This window comes from Myroides sp. LJL119 (assembly GCF_054871605.1).
In genome coordinates, this window is the sequence record NZ_JBTXLO010000007.1 from 178,900 (window position 1) to 200,234 (window position 21,335).

At 31.6% G+C, this 21,335-nt stretch carries 16 protein-coding genes; 12 read left to right on the forward strand and 4 right to left on the reverse strand.

Going from position 1 to position 21,335, the window contains the following annotated elements:
* Positions 1 to 47: 47 nt before the first annotated feature.
* Both ACYSNV_RS09250 and ACYSNV_RS09255 read right to left on the reverse strand, forming a co-directional pair.
* Positions 48 to 1,412: a hydroxymethylglutaryl-CoA synthase family protein gene (locus ACYSNV_RS09250; protein ID WP_461762288.1), complete on the reverse strand. Its 1,365-nt coding sequence runs from the start codon at positions 1,410 to 1,412 to the stop codon at positions 48 to 50.
* Between the two features lie 361 nt (positions 1,413 to 1,773).
* Positions 1,774 to 2,481, reverse strand: a complete 708-nt coding sequence (locus ACYSNV_RS09255; protein WP_461762289.1) for a helix-turn-helix transcriptional regulator — start codon at positions 2,479 to 2,481, stop codon at positions 1,774 to 1,776.
* 529 nt (positions 2,482 to 3,010) lie between these two features.
* On the opposite strand from ACYSNV_RS09255, the gene ACYSNV_RS09260 reads away from it, so the two are divergent.
* From ACYSNV_RS09260 to rlmF, 7 genes are all read left to right on the forward strand, one after another.
* Positions 3,011 to 3,970 (forward strand): hypothetical protein, encoded by a 960-nt coding sequence (locus ACYSNV_RS09260; RefSeq protein ID WP_461762290.1) that lies wholly within the window; start codon positions 3,011 to 3,013, stop codon positions 3,968 to 3,970.
* Between the two features lie 128 nt (positions 3,971 to 4,098).
* The gene (locus ACYSNV_RS09265; RefSeq protein ID WP_461762291.1) at positions 4,099 to 4,599 is read left to right on the forward strand and encodes a hypothetical protein; all 501 of its coding nucleotides are present in this window, start codon (positions 4,099 to 4,101) and stop codon (positions 4,597 to 4,599) included.
* A gap of 8 nt (positions 4,600 to 4,607) precedes the next feature.
* Positions 4,608 to 5,375 carry a CsgE family curli-type amyloid fiber assembly protein gene (locus ACYSNV_RS09270; protein WP_461762292.1) on the forward strand — a complete coding sequence of 256 codons (768 nt, stop codon included), beginning with the start codon at positions 4,608 to 4,610 and terminating at the stop codon, positions 5,373 to 5,375.
* A 23-nt stretch (positions 5,376 to 5,398) separates the two neighbouring features.
* On the forward strand, positions 5,399 to 5,797 hold the full coding sequence (locus tag ACYSNV_RS09275; RefSeq protein WP_461762293.1) for a curli assembly protein CsgF: 399 nt from the start codon (positions 5,399 to 5,401) through the stop codon (positions 5,795 to 5,797).
* A gap of 5 nt (positions 5,798 to 5,802) precedes the next feature.
* The gene (locus ACYSNV_RS09280) at positions 5,803 to 7,173 is read left to right on the forward strand and encodes a CsgG/HfaB family protein (protein ID WP_461762294.1); all 1,371 of its coding nucleotides are present in this window, start codon (positions 5,803 to 5,805) and stop codon (positions 7,171 to 7,173) included.
* A gap of 10 nt (positions 7,174 to 7,183) precedes the next feature.
* Positions 7,184 to 8,677 (forward strand): carboxypeptidase regulatory-like domain-containing protein, encoded by a 1,494-nt coding sequence (locus ACYSNV_RS09285; protein ID WP_461762295.1) that lies wholly within the window; start codon positions 7,184 to 7,186, stop codon positions 8,675 to 8,677.
* Positions 8,678 to 8,969: 292 nt separating this feature from the next.
* A complete protein-coding gene (gene rlmF / locus ACYSNV_RS09290; RefSeq protein ID WP_461762296.1) occupies positions 8,970 to 9,875 on the forward strand; it encodes a 23S rRNA (adenine(1618)-N(6))-methyltransferase RlmF in 906 nt (301 codons plus the stop codon).
* A 245-nt stretch (positions 9,876 to 10,120) separates the two neighbouring features.
* Here rlmF and ACYSNV_RS09295 read toward each other — a convergent pair whose 3' ends face one another.
* Positions 10,121 to 11,518: a LuxR C-terminal-related transcriptional regulator gene (locus ACYSNV_RS09295; protein ID WP_461762297.1), complete on the reverse strand. Its 1,398-nt coding sequence runs from the start codon at positions 11,516 to 11,518 to the stop codon at positions 10,121 to 10,123.
* Between the two features lie 644 nt (positions 11,519 to 12,162).
* On the reverse strand, positions 12,163 to 12,654 hold the full coding sequence (locus tag ACYSNV_RS09300; protein ID WP_461762298.1) for a 3'-5' exonuclease: 492 nt from the start codon (positions 12,652 to 12,654) through the stop codon (positions 12,163 to 12,165).
* Between the two features lie 561 nt (positions 12,655 to 13,215).
* On the opposite strand from ACYSNV_RS09300, the gene ACYSNV_RS09305 reads away from it, so the two are divergent.
* The 5 genes from ACYSNV_RS09305 (at position 13,216) to ACYSNV_RS09325 (ending at position 21,160) form a co-directional block, all read left to right on the forward strand.
* Entirely contained in the window at positions 13,216 to 15,771 is a 2,556-nt protein-coding gene (locus tag ACYSNV_RS09305) for an adenosylcobalamin-dependent ribonucleoside-diphosphate reductase (RefSeq protein ID WP_461762299.1), read from the forward strand.
* Between the two features lie 285 nt (positions 15,772 to 16,056).
* Positions 16,057 to 17,007 (forward strand): M20/M25/M40 family metallo-hydrolase, encoded by a 951-nt coding sequence (locus tag ACYSNV_RS09310; RefSeq protein WP_461762300.1) that lies wholly within the window; start codon positions 16,057 to 16,059, stop codon positions 17,005 to 17,007.
* 455 nt (positions 17,008 to 17,462) lie between these two features.
* Positions 17,463 to 17,810, forward strand: a complete 348-nt coding sequence (locus ACYSNV_RS09315; protein WP_461762301.1) for a helix-turn-helix domain-containing protein — start codon at positions 17,463 to 17,465, stop codon at positions 17,808 to 17,810.
* Positions 17,804 to 19,090 (forward strand): type II toxin-antitoxin system HipA family toxin, encoded by a 1,287-nt coding sequence (locus ACYSNV_RS09320; RefSeq protein ID WP_461762302.1) that lies wholly within the window; start codon positions 17,804 to 17,806, stop codon positions 19,088 to 19,090. Before ACYSNV_RS09315 ends, ACYSNV_RS09320 begins: the two co-directional genes overlap by 7 nt.
* Before the next feature lie 522 nt (positions 19,091 to 19,612).
* Positions 19,613 to 21,160 (forward strand): tetratricopeptide repeat protein, encoded by a 1,548-nt coding sequence (locus ACYSNV_RS09325; RefSeq protein WP_461762303.1) that lies wholly within the window; start codon positions 19,613 to 19,615, stop codon positions 21,158 to 21,160.
* Positions 21,161 to 21,335: the final 175 nt, after the last annotated feature.

Consider the following 21,335-nt stretch of genomic DNA (forward strand, 5'->3'; position numbering starts at 1 on the left):
ACACACAACCTGTAGGGTAGACCACCCTACAGGTTGTGGTTTGAAATTTACTCTACAAATTTATAATATCGAGCACCTTGTAGAGTCGGTATTTGTCGGTCTTGTATGTAATCTAACACAAATTGTTTTTTTGTATCAATTATAGGTTTTTTTAGTTCTTTTTTGTGAAGCTGTAAATAGGTTTGAAAGTCAATTTCATGGGATTGTTCCAAGGCTTTAAAAATAGAAGTCTTTGGCATTGCTTTGGTCCAGTTTGGTTGTAAAATTCCTTGGAAAACTTTTGATTTAGAACCCGAACCATAGGCAATAAAACCTAACTTCTCTCCAATGGATAAATCATTTTTTTCTTGTAGGTAGGTTAAAGTTGATAGTAAAGCAAGGAAGATTGAACCGGTGTAGATATTTCCAACCTCTGCAGAGGCTAATTCGGAAGGAGCAATTTTACTTTCAATTAGATCTAGATATTCTTTTGACTTTGAGAATGCTTTAATCTGCTGTTGTACATCAGGGGTATCGGGATTAATTAAATGAGGATTCTCTTGTAATATAATCTCAAAAAAAGTACGTCTTGCTTGATAGCAATAAGGTAGGTGCATTAAAATGGCCTTCCAATTTTCATAAGGTTTTTGCTCACTTGCAATTTGGTTTACTTGCTTGTAATGGTTATAGGCCTGGCAGATACGCTCAATATAACAAGCATTGGAATATTGTCCATCAAATACAGGTTGTTCTTTAAATAAACAAATCTCTTGCTCTAAAACATCAAACCAAGGTTGGTTATCTTGTGAATTGGTGATTAATTTTTTGTCTATTTGGTGGTAAGGCTTGAAAAAGTCAAATACACTTTTTGTAGAAACTCCACTTTGTGATTCAAAACTTATCATACGTGGGTTACTTGTAATTAGTAAAGCAATAGCCCCAGCACCTTGGGTATACTCTCCGGTTGATTCCAGATCATATTTAGCGTTATCAGTGGCAATTACAATTGCTTTTTGATTTGGATTTGCTTTCACAAAATCTATTGCGTTTTGCATGGCATCCACCCCGCCTATACACGCAAAGGTGTGATCCACTGCATCACAATGTAAAAAAGAGTCCTGACCAAAAACCTGTTCTAATAGGCCAAGAACATAAGAGGCAATTGGTTTTGAATTATCTAGCGAACTCTCGGTTCCCACATATAATTTAGCAATGTCTTTGGTGTTTGTGATATTATTGTCCTTTAGTAGGTTATAGGCGGCATTACTGGCCATTGTAATAACATCTTGATCGGTGTCTAAAAGTGCCATTTTCTTTAAACCTAATCCTTTTATCAGTTTTAAAGGATCGATATTTCTTTGGACTGCTAAGGTTTGTATTGGTAGGTGAATATTTGGTATAAAATAAGAAAGGCTATCAATTCCAACTTTCATTTTACTTGATTTTAATGTGACCCGTAAAATTAGTAGATAAAAATAGAACTACACTATATTGTGGTAAAAACTTTCCAGTTTTATAAATCCACTAATGGCTTTTGTTATTGCTGTGGTGGATTATTGTTTTTTTGGGATGCTAATTTAATGATATTCTAAGGGTAAAAGTTTGTAAGGTGTTATGTGTTTTTCAATAAATTAAAATCGCAACGTCCCATTGTATTACAATAACCAAATAATTTAGGTGCCTATAAGGGTACTTATAAAGTAAGTTGTTTAAGTACAATGGCACTAAAAATGGTTAAAATCTACTGGTAAGGGGGGATATTTACAAGTAGCATTTCACTAGAGGTAAGCTAGTTTATTTTATAGAATTCGAAGTGTTGAATTTTTGGATAAGTTCAACAAAGGTTCTACAATTTGTCTTTGCCAAAATATTTCTGCGATGTGTAATAATTGTATTTTTGCTAACGCTTAATTTATCGGCTATTTCATTGCTGTTATCCCCTTGTTTTATAAAGTGGATAATTTCAATTTCTCTCTTTGTTAGTTTAAAGCATTCTAAATTATCGATAAACTGATTTGTCGATAAATCTAGGATTTTAAACTCTTGCTTGAAATTACTATTTTGGCAAGGAAGAATTTGATGTTGTATTAAAATCTTACTTAAACTTCGCTCACCAGTAATTTCAATAACCTGTCGTTTTTCTATTACATTTACATACTGATTATGAGAGTTTTGTAATCTGAAATTAAAGCTAATCACATATTTAAACAAGTTATTATCCATAGATTTTTCAGCGAATTGTGCTGCTTTTTTTCGAAACAAAGTCACTTGTTGTCTGTCTTGTTGATGGATTAGTTTTTTAAATAAATTCCAGTTTAAATTCTCTGCACCATGGCCTGTTGCATTTTCAAAAGCTGCATCACAGGGAATGATTTTATCTAAAAGGCAATCATAGATATAAAAATAATATCTAGATGTATAAACTTGAACTGCACTGCTATTAACCTTTTGATTTGGAGGATGCATGGGTACCTGAGTAACTAAGGTGTTGATATCGATCATGTTAGTGATTTTGAGCAAATAAAAAAATTTGCATTATAAAAATTTCAAAGACAAAAAAAATACAGTTCACACCGTATTTAGATAAATCGCAAAGTATTGCTTTTTCAAATTTTATTTTTGGATAGGTTTTACTTTTTGATTTCAGACAAATGTAAAAAATATTTTAACATATGTTTTTTGAAAAAAATAGCATGACATGATACAATGTACTTTTTATATATTAATTATTAACAAATTATTACATTAATAGCTATTTATATTGTTAAAAATAAATCTAAAATATATAAAACTATAAAAATGTTAAAGTTTAATTTTTCTAAAATTAACGTAAAATATCCCCCAAATGAGGTATTTGTTAGCGATTTATAATCCCACATATTTGCAGGGTCAAAAAGTTATTTATGCTAAAGGTAGCCTGTGCTTTTTTTTAGAATTTCCATTTTTTAAAATGGACATAGCTAAATATAGTAAAAATAAATTTGATAATTATTAACCAACCAATTTTTATTAACAACTTTTTTTTAAAATTATGAAAAAAACTGTATTATGCCTTGCAGCACTTGCATTTAGTGGAATTGCACTAGCTCAAAACAACGAATCGGTTATTGAGCAAATGGGAAATCAAAACTTAGCTAAAGTTCACCAAGTTGGAGAACAAAACTCTGTTTACACGGAGCAATTTGGAACTGGACTTGAGTCAGATGTTATCCAAATCGGAAATGAAAACAATGCTGAGATTACACAAGAAGGTTTAATCAATGGAGCTTTTGTTCAACAACAAGGCCATGGTAATGCTGTGGAGATTCAACAAAAAGATTTATTAAACTTTGCACAAGTTGCGCAATTGGGTAATGATAACCTTGCATTAATTGGACAAGAAGGAATGATAAATGAATCTACAATTGTACAAATTGGAGATGGAAATGCTGCTGGAAATCTACAAGCGGGTACACAAAACTACGGTTTTGTAGGACAAGAAGGTCATGATAACTTCGCGGTTGCTTTACAAGTTGGAGAGCAGAACGTTGCTGAATTATACCAAATTGGAAATGAGAACTCACTTGAGGTAACTCAACAAGGTGCAGGTAATATGTCTGCTGTATTACAAGCAACAGATAGAGGGATTGTGGAGATTTCTCAAATAGGAACTGCAAATGAGGCTATTGTAACACAAGAAATCGCTGAAAACAGCATTGCTTTAGTTTCTCAAAATGGATTTGGAAATATCGCTGAGGTAACACAAGGTGGTGATTATAACTTTAGTATAGTTGACCAAAACGGCGAGAATAACGGTACTTTAATCACTCAAAACGGAACTTCGAATATGCATGATGCTTCTCAGTATGGTAATAGTAACTTCTCTTATGCAATCCAAAACGGAGCCTCAAATGCAGCTTATGCAACTCAGCATGGTGATTTTAACACTAGTATAACTTGGCAAAATGGAAACCTTAACTCGGCACAGGTTTACCAAGCTAATGCAAAGTAATTACTAAGTAGTAAAAATGTTTGATTTTTATCAAAAATAAGTAGTTGGGTTAGTCGGTAATGTCTAATTTTTAGATAAAGACTAACTCAACTTATTTTAAACTTAAATACCATTGAATCATTCCCATTATGAACAGATCAACTTATTTATGGAGCTGTATCTTGAGTGTTATTTTTGCCATATTTGCTCATGGACAAAGTCCGGTTCATATTCAACAGATACAGTATCAAAACAATGCAAAGCTAACCCAAGTACCCATTTTAATAGAAAATACATTTGTTGTAACAACCAACAAGGTATTAACTGTTATTCAAAATGGTAACCAAAATACCTTGGATGTAAAAGCTTTTGGTGATAACCAGGATTTGTCATATGCCCAAAAAGGCAATACCAATTACATAGATGTGAACGTGCAGGGATATGATATAAAACAAAATATAGTTCAATCCGGGGATAATAATACGTTTTCTCAATACTCTAATAATCCATTTATAGAGCAAAATATACAAGTTTTTCAAAATGGAACAAACTTAGATGTAAGTGTCTTTGGAGAGAATTCTATTAGTAAAGATATGCAGATATACATGCAAGGGGATCAACGTAGTTTAATTATCAATAATTTTAATTAAATAGCTCCATGTTTAGAGTTTATCTGGTATTGAGTGTTTTTGTTTTATTGTTTTCTAATCAAGCCTTAGGACAAATAATAAATACAAAACTACAAGCCAAGATTGATTACCAAATAAGTGATCAATTATTAATCTATCGGGCCAAAGCTATTAATAAAACCGATCAAACCCAGAGCATATTGGCTGATTTATCGGCAATTGGCTCTTTGGACACACTAGCAAGTCAAGCCTTAAGCAAACAACAGGAAAGATTTGTCTTAGAGCCCCTGCAAGAGATTAATTTATTTAACAGCTCCTTAGAAATTCAAAACAAGCAAAGAATTATTGTGTTGTTACTGATTTATGATGTAAATCAGGACTTAATAGCTATGGATCGAGTAGTTATTAATGATAATAAAACACAAGCAGATATTCAAAATGACTTTATCGATGAATTGGTCGAACAACAGCAATCCAGCGATTATGTAATTTTAAAACTACAGAATATTGTAATAGATCAAACTAAAACAAAAGCTGGCCGTGATTTTTATCAACTTTTCTACAGTCAGTTTCTAGCCAATAATATTAAAACCAATTCGGTGATTAAAATAACCGAAGCAATGAGTATGGGTTCAAGTACCATAGTTCGCCTATATGTAGAGAATAATCTGGTTTTTGAATTTTTTGTCAAATCTCAATATGATTTTATCAAGCAAATGTCTCAAGCTGCCTTGGCAAGAGTACAACGTTATATAGCCTTGGAGAATCAAAAAGAAGAAAGGCTCAAAATTTTTTAAACTTCTTTAATACCTAAACAAAAATGAAAAAAATAATACTTTTCGCTGTTCTACTTCACATTAGTGTATGTTCTGCTCAGCAACTTACCTACAAACCAATAAGCCCCTTTTTTGGTGGGGAAACCTTTAACTATCAAATGATTTTAGCTTCAGCTCAAGCTCAAAATGATCACAAAGAACCTCAGAGTCAAACCGCGAGTAAGAGCTCACAACAAAATTTTGAGGAACGAATTAAAAATCAACTTTTAAATCAACTCTCAAAAGAGCTATTTGATGAATCATTTTCAGATGGAATAAAACAAGGAGTTTTTAATATTGGGTCTATGTCAATTGAGATTTTTGAAACCAATCAAGGTATGGTAATAAACATGTTAAATACCAGAACCGGTGAGTATACACAAATAACTATGCCTAATAATTAATACAGATGAGAATTATTTTTATTGGGGTAATGCTATTGGGGCTCACTTTATCTGGGTGTGGGGCATATATGAATCAACCTGTTTCAAAAAAGCATGCTCGCATCGGGGAGGTATCCTCTCAAAATGAAATACTTAAGAATTTGCCCAAACCAGCAGAGCCAGTAGTGGCCGGTGTGTACAATTTTCGTGATCAAACCGGACAATACAAAAACATTGAAATTGGAAGCTCTTTTAGTACCGCTGTCTCCCAAGGAGGGACAACCATGCTTATAAAGGCATTAGAGGACAGTGGATGGTTTACAGTAGTTGAAAGAGAGAATTTAAGTAATCTTTTAAACGAACGCAATATAATTCAAACAACAAGAGAGCAATTTAAAAGATCGGGAGAACCAAGCCAGATTCATTTACCCCCACTTTTGTTTGCAGGAATTTTATTGGAAGGAGGAGTGATTTCTTATGATACTAATATTATAACCGGAGGTACTGGTGTTAGATATTTTGGAGTAGGAGCTTCTAATCAATATAGAGAGGATCGCTTGACGGTTTATTTAAGAGCTGTTTCTACTACAAATGGTAAAATTTTAAAAACGGTATACGTCTCAAAAACTATCCTATCTCAGGCGGTTTCTGCCAATTTATTTCGATATGTTAATTTTCAAAGACTCTTAGAGGTTGAAACTGGTTTCACCACAAATGAGCCGGTACATTTGGCTATGAAAGAAGCAATTGAAAAGGCAGTGGAGGGGTTAATTATTGAAGGAATCCAAGAGAATTTGTGGGGTACCCAACAAGGAAAGGATCTAGATAATGCGCTTGTGCAGGATTATAATTATCTTAAAAATGAGCAAGAAGCCACCGAATTGTATGATCGTAAAAAACTGGAGCAACAACAAAAAAATAGTGTGGAGTTAAGTGCTGGTACCACTGTGTTTGACGGTGATATTCGTAAGAAAAAGCCAGGTTATTTATTGCGTTTAGCCTATAATAGAAGTCTAAATCAAACTTTTGATTTGGGACTTGGTGTAAATTTCTTTGAATTAAAGGCTGGTAATGGTTTCTCAAATCAACTTTATAGTTTTGACGCTAATATTAAGGCTAATATTTTGCCCTATGACCGTCTTACGCCATTTGTTTATGCTGGAGTAGGGGTGATAGGAGATTATTTTATGTTTGATAACAAGAAAAAAGATAATGAGAAATTTTATTTTAAGCTACAATACGGACTTGGTTTAAGTTATCGTATTAACTCCCGATTTACAGCTATAGCCTTTGGGGAGCAGAACTTAACATTTAACGATCAAATCGAAGGTATTAAGCAAGGAAAAAGAGATGACTTTTATTTCAACTTTGCACTAGGACTTAGATACCATTTTTAAAATTTAGACCATGAAAACATTATCAAATAAATTAATATATATATTGTTAGGTTTTGTACTATGCATTAGTTCATGTAGTGAGGATTATTTAGATGACAATGCACAGGGAACCATCGAGGGAATTGTTGTATCTGAAATAGATTTAAAGCCCCTTGCTAATATAAAAATCGAAACCTCTCCTTTAACTACAACTGTATTTACCGATGAGAAAGGGAAATTTGTATTGGATAATATAAAGCAGGGTGAGTATTCGGTAAAGGCACAAGGTAAAGGATATAGTACAAACTTTCAACCAGCGGCTGTGTATGGCGATAAAAAATCCAATGTTATTTTTGAAATGCAAATAGAAACCCAAAGCAGTGTTGCCCCTAAAGCTCCAGAGTTGTTCAATCCTAAGAATAACCAACAACTACAAAGCACTTCTACGACATTTACTTGGAGCTCGGAAAAAACCAATACTGCTAAGATGAGTTATACTTTAACCCTTAGAAATGCAAACAATGATAAAGTTTTGAATTTTCAAGAAATTACGGATACCGTTTTTACATATGATAAGCTTGAGTTAGCAGGTAAGTATTTTTGGCAAGTTAGTGTACATACAGATAAGCACGAGCCTGTTAAAAGTGAAATGGGGGTTTTTAGTGTATATACTACTCCTTTAACCAATCGTATATTATTTGCTAGAAAAGTAAATGAAAACTACGTGATTTACTCCACGGATTCACAAAGCGAAGAATTCGCCTTGACAGATGCTAAAACAAGTAGCTTTAGAGCAAGACGAAATGTAGAGGCCGATAAAATAGCTTTTTTTCAAAACAACGCAGCTCAAACAGATATTTATATCATGGATCGAGATGGTGCAAATCCTAAAAAAGTAACAACTAGTATTAAACCTGCGGGTTTTAATATGAATGAAATAGGTTTTTGTTGGCCTAGTGCAAGTGAATATATTTATTTTGCAAATTTCAACAAATTATATCGCATTAAAACCAATGGTCAAGGACTTGAGCTGATTTATCAAAGCTCGCCTGAGGAACTGATCTCGGAGATAGATGTAAATCACAACGAAAATATTATTGTTTTAAAAACCAATAACATAAATGGTTACCAGGCACAAATATATGCTGTGGATTTTCAAGGCAATAAACTCTTTAGTGTTTTGGATAATGTTAAAGGAGCTGTTAGTGGAATACATTTATCTTCAAAAGCAGATAAGATTTTATACTCCCACGATACCTCTTTGAGTGAAAACTCACAATATCGCCGTTATGCAAATCAAGTTTTTCTTTATGATCGTGTAACTAATAAAACAACCCTTATATCCGAGAAAATGCCAAGTGGTAGTATTGATATAGACCCTAGATTCTCTCCCAATGAAGCCCAAGTTATTTTGACAAACACCTCTAATGATGCAAGAAGTCAATCTGATTTGTATAGTGTTGATATAGAGTCAAAGGCAAGAACTTTACTACAAGAAAATGCGATGATGGCAGATTGGAATTAGACAAAACAATAGGTACTTAATTATTTTTTATAAACAACAGTATTGCATACTCGCGTTATTGGGTAGTAAATCTTGGAGATAACTATAGGTGCGAGTTTGTTTAGGTAACCTGGTTACTCTGGGATTCTACCAAAAAGGCTTGAAAAAATAGCGCGAGTAAATGCAATACATTTTATTTTAAACACCAACTAGGCGTAGTTTTATGCCCTGTTGGTGTTTTTTTAAATCAAGCAAAAAGATCGATTTAGCCAGAAATTAGCTAATTTTGCAATTCATATTAAAACCATTTATAGTGGGATTTTCCAAATCAAAAAAAACACTTCATCCCAGAAGTAAGCATCATGGAATTTATAGTTTTTCAGAATTAATAAAATTTCATAGTAACTTGTCAAACTATATTATCAAAGGTCCCTCTGGAATCGATACGATTGACTTTTCTAATGCAAAATCAGTAAATGCATTAAATACAGCTATTTTAAAAAAATATTACAAGGTAAGATTTTGGGAAATTCCACAAGAGAATTTATGCCCAGCTATACCCGGTAGAGCCGATTACATTCATTATTTAGCCGATTTACTTGCTTTGGATAACAACCAAATAATTCCCACAGGTAATAAGGTTCGAATTTTAGATATTGGTACCGGAGCAAGTATTGTTTATCCTTTAATAGGTAGTTGTGAGTACCAATGGAATTTTGTGGGTAGTGATATCTCTTCGGACTCTATTGACAATGCCAAAAATATTTTAAAAAACAACACACATTTACAATCTAAAATCAAAGTTAGATTACAAAATAATCCAAAAAATATCCTAAAGGGAATTATTCAAAATCAGGAGTTTTTTGATGCTGTAATTTGTAATCCGCCATTTTTTAAATCTTTGGAAGATTATCAAAACCAAGCCAAGCGAAAAAATAAAGCACTTTATCAAGACCCTAAAGGCAGTATCAGCAATTTTAGTGGCAGCTCTAGTGAATTGTTCTGTAAAGGAGGTGAAAAGGCTTTTATAGAAAATTATATATACCAAAGTGTTCATTTTTCTAATCAAGTTAGATGGTTTACAACTTTAGTGTCTAAACAAGATAACTTACCTTTTTTACAAGGTGTTTTAAAACGTATAAAAGTAACACAATATCAAATTATTGACATGGGCCAGGGCAATAAAAAAACTCGTGTATTGGCCTGGAGATTTAACTAATACTTTTTTTTTCTTGAAGCTTTAATTCTATTTATATACCTTGTTTACTTAACATATGAGATGCAATTAAAGCTAGTAAATTCTATTTTTAGAGTACCAAGATAAATAAGTACATCAAAACTTGCGTTGCAAGAGGATAATGAATAATAAAAATAGGGTGACGCACTGTGGTAAAAAAAACGATAAAAAAGTATTTTACTTTTAAATCGGATGTAATATAAGCAACCTAACCCCGTAGATGTATATTAAATGAGTTTATTTAACTTTCTTAAAAATAAGGCTTGTCTACGACTAGTGATTTGCAGTTTAGTATATAGATTGCTAATATGATATTTTACCGTATGTACAGAGATAGATAATTTGTCTGATATTTGTATATTACTCATCCCTTCCCAGATACAAATAAGCACTTCGAGTTCACGGATAGTTAAGTTATTTATAGCTCCAAAGGCCTGTAGTTGAAGTGTTATACTCATCTGTGGGTTTGTTTGCTTTTTTCTACTTATTTTTTTTAAAAATCTTTGTATTTGTTTGGGATAGTATATTGTTTTACTTGGTAACTTCTTGACTTTGTGACTAATTACAAAGGTGAATAGCACTATTTGGCAAAAATAGACAATTTTAAATACATGGATAACCGGAAAGTCAAAGAAGTGCAGATTCATAATTTGTAGGATATAGATACCCCCAAATAGTATTAAAATACATATACCTATTAAAAGCAAGCGTGCATATATATCTGATCGGAATTGCAAAAGGGTTAATAACAAACAAAAAATTGGTGATATACAGCTCAATAGCATCACACTTCCCATAGTTAAGATATCTGGGGCTAAGCTATGAAGGAAAGAGAATATAAAATTAATACCAAACAAAGAATAAAATAAGCCTTTATGTGATTTAAAAAGTATTTCAATATCCAATAAATACATTACCAAGACGCAGCCTAAAGCCGATATTAAAGGAATAATCCAAACAAGTAAACTAGACATTTGCCAGGCTCCTTTGGATAGGTAATAAAACATACCGTCTTGAAAAAACAAATTAATGAATATACAAATTTGCAAGGCAGTGAAAAATAAAAAATGATTGTATCGAAAAATACTAAAAAGTATAAAGTTTACAAGAATTAAAACAAAGGTAATACCATAATAAATACCAATGTAGAGTAATTCTTGGGATTCAAAACTAGCGTATTTGTTTTGTTCTGTTATTATAAATCCAAAATTGTTATTTAAGTTATAGTATAGATTGACATAAAATACATTCGTATCACTAGAGATATAATGATGGACAAACCGGCTTTGCATAAAATCATTTTCAATATTTAAATTGGGTTCTATTTTATGCAAAACTCCCTGGGTGTATAAATAAAAGTCGTATTGGTAAATATGCCCAGTGGTTAAATGAAATATGGAAGAGGAGTTAAGTAAATGATTTGGAATTTCTCCTTTGACCCATTGATGCCCCAAAGAGTCCGTAGCAAACAATACGTCTTTATGAGGGTTTATTTTATAGAAATTTAAGGATTCAATTTGTTTTTGTGATTTTAAATTACCTTCAGATTGTGCATGACTAATCTGAATAAAAACAAAAAGTATAGCAAATATACTTTTGCGTTTAGTTAAAAGAAAAAGAATCATTGTAAGTGTTAATTAAGGTGACTTAAAATTAATAATTTTAACTACCTAAGTAGTGGTTGAATTGTTAAAAATTAAGTTTATATGCACTTATTTTGATTATTAATTAATATTTGTATTTATCTATTGAAAAATTAAAATTAAACACCAATAGATATACTAATTATTTAAATATTTGATAAATCTAGTAAAGTTAGTAAAATATTAACATTATTTATCTTTTTTAAATTCTTAATATTTTGTTTTTAATTATGATAATTGAGGATTTGAAGGCTATTAATGCTAATTTGGAATCAATAAATACTCTGTAAGGTAAAATATTGTGATTTTAAAACTAGGCTGTAAGTATTGTTTTAACGTAAAATTTATTAACATGATATAGCTATTTTTAGTATCTTACTACATGATATTAAAATATTGTTTATGCTTTATCCATTTATTTCTGTTGGCCTTGTACTGGCTTTTTTTGTGTATGTTTTGTATGTTTTTTTAGGTAAAAAAGATGTTAAATCCCATAAAAACAACTTATTAGTTGGGCTGTTTTTTATAGTGATTTGGGCTTTTATATATTTCTTTATTCTTTTATAATAAACAATAACCACAAAGATCACGCCTTTAGTTTTTTTTAAGCCAGGGTATTTTAAAAATTAAAACACTTGAATTGCAATCCAAGCGCATGCTTTAGCATCTGCTAGGGCGTGATGGTGATTAGCTAAATCAAATCCAAAGAATTTACTTACAGTTGGGAGTTTGTGGTTAATTAATTCTGGAACTAATTTTTTAGATTCTCTGTAGGTACAATAAAAATCATTGTCTATCTTAGGTAAGTCATACGTCTGTAAGGTTGCTTGTAAACACCCTTTGTCAAAGGCGCTATTGTGGGCAACTAAAGGAAGATCTTGTATAATAGGTTTGATTTGCTCCCAAATTACAGGGAAAGAATGTGCTTGTAAAGTATCTAGATTAGTTAGTCCGTGTACTTGGGTATTATAATAGTTGTAAAAATCAGGAATAGGTTTAATTAAACTATAATATTCCTGGGTTATCTTTTTGTTTTCCACTAAAACTAGACCTACACTACAAATACTTGTTCTATTTGAATTAGCAGTTTCAAAATCTATCGCAACAAAAGAATCCATTTTTCTAATTAGTATTTAAAAGGTTTGTAACTAATTTTATTCACTGGGATTTCACCCTGTTTTTGTGACATAAAGACTGAAAAACAATCTGATCTAGCTTGTAAAAAGATAAAAAAAGTGTTTTTCTTTAATGCAAATGTAGGGATTCTTTTGGATAGATTTGTAATATATCGCAACTGGAATTTTATAAATTACCCCATAGGTTTTAAATATCAGGATTAAGAGTTTTTCTGGTAGTACTAGACTTTGTTATATAAATAAGTACATGTAAAACACAACAAGGTGGTGTTTATTGCATTTAATTAATGGGATTTAATTTTACAATCTATAGAAAATAGTTTTTAAAAAAACCTCTGTATTATTATAGTATGTCTTTAGTTTTGTATGATTTTCAATGCTATTAAAAATTATAAGATATTTAAAAATGAAAACTTTTCTAGATCTTATAAATTGTATTTTAATGTAAATCAATATGTTGCATTTTTTATTTGTAAACTTTTTTTAATAGTTTCTTTAAGATGTTTATATTTTTTGTATTTTGGTGTAAAAATAATTTGAACTATGAAACACACCATACCAAAGCAACAAGACCAAAAAATCTACTCAAACCAACAGGCCATCGAGCAATCCACCGCTTACTTCAATGGGGATAGTTTAGCAGCAACTGTGTTTGTCAATAAATATGCTTTAAAGAATTCCCAAGGGGATATTTTTGAAAGTACACCCCAAGAAATGCATAGAAGAATAGCAAAGGAAATTGCCAGGGTTGAACAAAAGTATAAAGACCCTTTAAGTGAGCAAGAAATTTTCGATTTAATTAAAGATTTCAAATACTTAATCCCACAGGGAAGTCCTATGACGGGTATCGGAAATCCTTATCAAATAGCATCCTTATCAAATTGTTTTGTTATCGGTAATAAAGGGGATAGCGATTCCTATGGGGGTATTATGAAAATTGATCAAGAACAAGTTCAATTAATGAAACGTCGAGGTGGAGTAGGTCACGATTTATCGCATATTCGCCCTAAAGGATCTTCTGTGAAAAATTCAGCTTTAACCTCAACGGGGTTAGTTCCATTTATGGAGCGATACTCTAACTCAACTAGAGAGGTTGCACAAGATGGTAGAAGGGGAGCTTTAATGTTGTCAGTTTCAATTAACCACCCTGATGCCGAAGATTTTATAGACGCTAAGATGCAGGCTGGTAAAATTACCGGGGCAAACGTTTCTTTGCGTATAGATGATTCCTTTATGCAGGCGGTAAAAGACCAAAAAAACTATGTACAAAAGTATCCCATCTTTAGTGAAAAACCTTTTTTTAGTAAACAAATTAATGCCCAGCAGTTATGGGAAAAAATTGTACATAACGCTTGGAAGAGTGCCGAGCCAGGGATTTTATTTTGGGATACTATTATAAAGGAATCTCTACCGGATTGCTACGCTGATTTAGGATATAAAACTATTTCAACTAATCCTTGTGGAGAAATTCCATTATGCTCATATGATTCTTGTCGTTTACTTGCTATTAACTTGTTTTCCTATGTAGATAACCCTTTTACTAAACAGGCAAAGTTTGACTTTGCATTGTTTGAAAAGCATGTGGGATTTGCCCAGCGTATCATGGATGATATAATTGATTTAGAATTAGAGAAAATTGATGCTATTTTACAAAAAATTAATCAAGATCCAGAGGATGAGTCGATTAAGCGTATTGAAAAAGAACTATGGTTAGAGGTTCGTCACAAGGCCCAAGAGGGTAGAAGAACCGGATTAGGTATTACAGCAGAGGGAGATATGCTTGCAGGGCTGGGAATAAAATACGGTAGCCAACAAGCAATAGATTTTAGTGTTAAGGTACATAAAACACTTGCCTTATCTGCCTATAGAACCTCGGTAGAGTTAGCAAAACAAAGGGGAGCTTTTAGTATATATGATGCTAAAAAAGAACAAAATAATCCTTTTATTTTACGTATAAAACAACAAGATCCAGAGCTTTACCAAGATATGGTTAAGTTTGGTAGAAGGAATATCGCTCTTTTAACTATTGCTCCAACAGGAAGTACTTCTTTAATGAGTCAAACAACCTCAGGAATTGAACCCGTGTTTATGCCAGTGTATAAACGTCGTAGGAAAGTAAATCCTAATGATAAAGATGTTAAAGTTGACTTTATTGATGAGGTTGGAGATTCTTGGCAGGAATATATTGTGTTTCACCATAGGTTTAAACAATGGATGCAAGTAAATGGTTATGATACATCTGAGAATTACACCCAAGAACAAATAAATCAGCTTATCGCCAAATCCCCTTATCATCAAGCAACTTCCAATGATATTGATTGGTTAAGTAAAGTGAAGATGCAAGGGGCTATTCAAAAATGGGTGGATCATTCGATTTCTGTAACAATTAATATTCCAAATGACGCTACGCAACAATTAGTAGCCGAGTTGTATATGAAGGCATGGGAGGTTGGATGTAAAGGAGTTACGGTATACAGAGATGGATCACGTGCTGGGGTTCTTGTCTCCGCCGAGCAAAGTACTGATAATAAAAATAATTCTCAAACTGCTTTCCCTACAAAACGCCCAACTATATTGGAATGTGATGTAGTTCGCTTTCAAAATAACAAAGAAAAGTGGATTGCCTTTATTGGTAAAATAGATAACAAACCATATGAGATATTTACCGGTCTGGCCGATGATGAAGATGGTATCTTACTACCACGAGGGGTCAACGAAGGGTTTATTATAAAGAATAAAGATCAAGATGGGGGAACTAGATACGATTTTCAATTTTTAAACAAGCGTGGGTATAAAACAACTATAGAGGGGTTATCCTACCGTTTTAACCCAGAATTTTGGAATTACGCAAAGCTAATATCTGGGACACTTCGCCATGGTATGGAAATAGAAAAGGTAGTGGATTTGATAAATTCTTTACAGTTAGATAATGAATCTATAAATACTTGGAAAAATGGTGTTTCTAGAGCCTTGAAAAAATATGTTCCAGATGGTACTGTGGCAACAGGGCAAAAGTGTAGTAATTGTAGCTCAGATAATGTAATGTATCAAGAAGGGTGTTTAACTTGTAAAGACTGTGGAGCATCTAAATGTTCTTAATACGATAGATAACTCTCTAATTAATAGAACAAGGACTTTACTTTTGACTAAAGTGAAGTTCTTGTTCTGTCTTTTTTGGAATTAAATTTTATCGATTTACTTAACTATAGACTATGTAAAATACAAAGACGATCAATAATTTGAAAATTACGAGATTGGATTTACCTCTTGTATTTTTTTTTTAACATTGTGGTAGATTAATAAATAAGTTGAAAAAATCCTTAGTACTTTTTATTTTCCATTTAATTTTCTTTCATTTGCTTTAACTAATTACCAAAAACTTTTATGCGAAAAATTATATTAACACTATCTCTACTTAGTAGTTTATCTTTTTTAGGACAAGAAATCGAACTTTCAAAATTGCAAAAACACGTTTATTATTTGGCTTCTGATAAAATGAAGGGGCGAGGTACAGGAAGTAAAGAAAACTTAAAAGCAGCAAATTATATTGCAAAAGAATTTAAAAAATATAAATTGGAACCTTTAGGGACTAATGGGTACTTTCAAGAATTTGAGGCTAAAGTTACAAAAGTGAAAGTTAATGATAGTATTAGATCAGCAAGGAATGTTATTGGCTTTTTAGATAATGGAGCACCAAAAACTATTGTAATAGGTGCACATTACGATCACCTTGGTCAAGGAAGACAAGGTAGCTCATTACTTGAGAATAGCGTGGGGATGATTCACAATGGGGCAGATGATAATTCATCCGGTACAGCGGGTTTATTAGAATTAGCAAGATTTTTTAGCCAAGATAAAAAACAATCTAATTTTAATTTTTTATTCATTGCCTTTGGAGCTGAAGAGTTAGGACTTGTAGGTTCTAGATACTTTGTTAAAAATCCAACTATAGATTTAGAGTCTATTCATTGGATGCTTAATATGGATATGATAGGTAGATTAGATAAAAATACTGGAGTTTCAATTATAGGTTACGGTACCTCACCAGAGTTTGAAACGATTTTTAGTGATATAGACCCGAAAGATTACGTGAAATTTTATACCGGTTACCAAGGACGTGGTGGATCTGACCAAACTTCGTTTTATGAAGCGGATATTCCTGTTTTGTTTTTTCACACAGGTGGGCATGAGGATTATCACAGGCCTAGTGATGATGCTCATAAAATTGATTATGAATCGTTAAAAAAAATTTTAGATCTTGAAAAAAGAGTTATTCAAGGTAGTATGGAACTTGAAAATATGGAATTTAGAAGTACTGATGAAAAAATAGATTAACTAATTGATTTATGTTGTGTTGTGTTTTGAATGGCTTTCAAATTATTGTATTTTTACTGCATAGTGACACAGCAGTGGAGGGCTATTTATAAATTAACAACTAGTTGTGAAAACATTTAGTCTAGCCTCGACTATAACGGGGCTTTTTTATATGTAATTTTTCTTCACTAAAGAAAAATTAATTGTGAAGATTCTAATGTAAATCTGGAATTAATAAGTTCGGGTTTAAAATATAAGGATCTAAAAAAACAATTCGTTACTCTTATTTTTAACCGGTTATATTGTTTACTCTATTAGAAACTTTTTTCTATTCAGAGTGAAAATATAATGCGTTGTTTTTCATTCATAATAAATAAAATTGTATATTTAAACATTGTTTTTCATACATTATAAAAATTATATTAACGATACCTAATGTATGAAAAATCATTTATTGATTATTTAATATATGTATTATGAGTAATATATCAGACATTAACTTATTATCTGATAAATCAATTTTAAAAAAAATTGGTCTGTTTGTGCAACAAAATCGTATTAAACAAAATATCAATCAACAAGAATTAGCCGATAAAGCAGCCATTAGTAGATCTACACTAAGTCTATTAGAACGTGGGGAAGGAATCTCTTTAATTAATCTAATAAAAGTATTACGAATATTAGATGCGATGTATATTTTTAAAGAATTTGAAATTAAAGAAGAAATTAGTCCACTTCGATTGGCTAAGGGAGAAAAAAAAATGCGTAAAAGAGTAATGAAAAAGAATACTTCCCAACAAGACAATCTAGATTTAGGATGGTAACAACAGCATTTATAAATATTTTTGGACAGCGTGTGGGAGCCGTAGCATGGGATGCAGATACTGAAATAGCATCATTTGAATATGATCCTAAATTTAATTTGAAAAAATTACCCATAGCTCCTATAAAAATGCCCTCTAATAATAGGATTTATAGTTTTCCAGAACACCGTAATAACGAAACTTTTAAAGGTATGCCAGGACTTTTAGCCGACGCGTTACCCGACCGATACGGAAAAGATTTAATCAATGCCTGGTTAGCAAGACAAGGCCGACCAGATGATAGTTTAAATCCTGTAGAGCTTCTATGTTTTATTGGAAGAAGAGGTATGGGGGCTTTAGAATTCGAACCTATTATGGGGAAAGAATCCCCATCATATGACATTGAATTAAGTGATTTAATCGACACCACTAAAGCATTATTATCCAACAAAGAAAGTTTTATTATCCAAACTAAAAAAAGCATGGAGGATGTGATGATGGATGTTCTGAAAATGGGAACGTCTGCTGGTGGTGCACGTCCTAAAGCTATAATTGCTTACAATGAAAAAACTGGGCAAATAAAGTCTGGACAAACTCTTGCTGATCAAGGTTTCGAACACTGGTTAATTAAGTTTGATCAAGTGAGTGATGTACAATTCGGCGAATCAAAAGGATATGGAAGAGTAGAAATGGCATATTATAAAATGGCAACAGATTTTGGAATACAAATGATGGAATCACGACTTATTGAAGAAAACAATAGGGTACACTTCATGACCAAGCGCTTTGATCGTGTAAAGGGAAATCACAAACTACACAGTCAAACATTATGTGCATTACAACATTACGATTTTGCAAATATCACTTCATATAGCTATGAACAAATTTTTCAAACCATGCGCCAGTTGCGATTAACTTATGCAGAAGCAGAACAAATGTTCAAACGTATGGTATTTAATGTCATTGCAAGAAATTGTGACGATCATACTAAGAATTTTTCATTTTTGATGGACACAGACGGAGTTTGGAAATTAGCGCCAGCTTATGATGTTTGTTTTGCTTATAGACCCGATAGTAAATGGGTGAGTCAACATAATTTAAGTATAAACGGTAAACGAAAAGACTTCACAAGAAAAGATTTACTAAGTATAGCGGAGCAAAATTCTATTCGGAATCCCGTGGGAATTATTGACTCGTGTATAAAAATTGTTGCAAATTGGAAAACTTATGCCCAGATGTATCAAGTAGATCAAGCAAAAACACATTTAATAGACCAATTAATAATAAAGAAATTAGACTGACAAAGTATACCTTTGCTACCCCTAATAAAAAAACAAGAAAGAATTAATATTTAATTCTCAATTCAAGTATGTGTTTTGCTATTTAGTTATTTAAGTAGGAAACTCCAAGGGTAAGAAAATTAATTAATTAATCTATTTAATTATATAAATTGGGTATATAAGTACAAATAAAAAAGAGCAGATTTAATTTCCAAAGATTTGGATATTCACAGCTAGTTATTTATAAATGATAAATCTTTAAAGAGGTTTATCATTTTTGTATATAGATAACTTAAGGTTTGCATAAATTAAAACTATTAGAATCTTTTAATGTTTTTTATTGCTGTTTTTTCTTCAAAATCACTATTAGTTAACTAATATTATTTTAAATATATTATTTTTGTTAAAAATATCCTAATGATGCCTAGAGAATTTATATTGGTCTGTCTAATATTATTTATTTCTTGTAGTGATACAAAACAAAAAAATAATCTTTACTACAATAATCTTATTAATGACTTTTATAAGTCAGGAAAATTAGAAATGGATAGTATAGAGAAAACACAGGAGGGAAAAGCGGTAGAAAATGTATTTAAAGCCTTAGCTTATTTAAAGCAAAATGATAGTATTAATAAAGTAAGTACAGCCTTATTCTCACAGAGTATTGGGATAGTTAATAATAGCAATAATATTGGCTTGAGAGAGTGGGTATATAGCGAGGTGGGTTTTTATTATTATTCGTATAATCATTATTTTGAAGCTACACCTTATTTTATCAAAATTTCAAAGATGATAGACAGTAATTTAGAACAAGTAGATGTTCAAAGCTGTAATGTGTTATTAAAAACAGCTTTTTTCTTTGAAACGATGCATCAATATGACAAATGTATTGATTATTATAAAAAAGTATTAGAAATAAGTAAAGATGTAGATGAATTTAAAGCAACCGCACTATGGGCATTAGGTAATTCATATCTAAAATTAGATAGTCTAGTACCAGCCAAAAAATATTTTGATTTGGCAAGTAAACAAGCTTTAAAAATAGGGGATACTTTGCGATATGCCAAGAGTCTAGGAGGACTGGCTAGTATTTTGGACATTGAGGGGGATAAAGTAAAAGCGGAGCAATATTTTCAAAAAGATATTAGTATTTCTAAGCATTTAAAAGAAGATCGAAACTTGATGTACGCTCAGATTCAATTGGGTAAATTCTATTTTGCAGATAAAAAATATGATTTAGCCGAAAAGGTGTGGAGAGAAGCCTATGAAATCAGTAAATCTAAGAGATATCTATTAGGATATCAACGTGAGATTTTACTTTATTTATTAAATATTGCTAAAATTAGTAATCGAGATACGGAAGAGCTTTTCTATCGGAGGGAGATTGATATTATTGATAGCATTATTGAAGGAAGAGAGACGGAAGATGTTATTCGAAAAATAAATTGGGACACAACCTATCAGAGTATAACCTTGGAGTTAGAAGCAGAGAAATATGTCTCTGAGCGTGTGCGTTATCAGCGTCTATTATTTATGAGCAGCACAGGGTTATTATTATTGTTAGTTTTTGTTGTTTATTTCTTTTATAAGCGAATCATTAAACTACAAATGTATAAGTATGAAGGTAAGCTATTAGAATTTCAATTTTCTAAAATAAGTTCTGAAAATAAGTTAAGAGAAACGCATGCTTCTTTAGCTGCTTACCAAATTTATTTAACTGAAAAAACAGATCAAATAGAAAAATTGGAGCAGGAATTATTGAGAGTGAAAAACTCTTCAAATGAATATTTAAAAGAAAAGAGACCCGATTTAGAACAATTACTTAGTGCGCACCTGATGACAGAGCAGAGTTGGAGCATGTTTAAAGAAGCCTTTAAAAGTGAGCGTAAGGATTATTTCGAATATGTTACTTGTAATTTCCCAGATTTAACAGAATCAAATCTACGTATTGTGTTACTGCAAAAATTGGGACTGACAAATCAAGAAACAGCTAATCTTCTTGGGGTAACTATCGAAGCAGTTAAAAAAGCAAAGCAACGATTAAAGAAAAGATATGAAGAACAATACGATATTATTTTTAGTAAAGAGTAGATTATAATAATGAATTTAAGGAAGGTTTTAAAAAAACAGGTCATTGTATTTATTGTACTCAAAATAGATGACACTGTTTATAAAACCAATTTAATACCCTATATGAAGCTTGAGTTAGGTTTTAATAGAAACCTAACCCAGGCTTATTTTTTGAACTTACACACTAATACATACA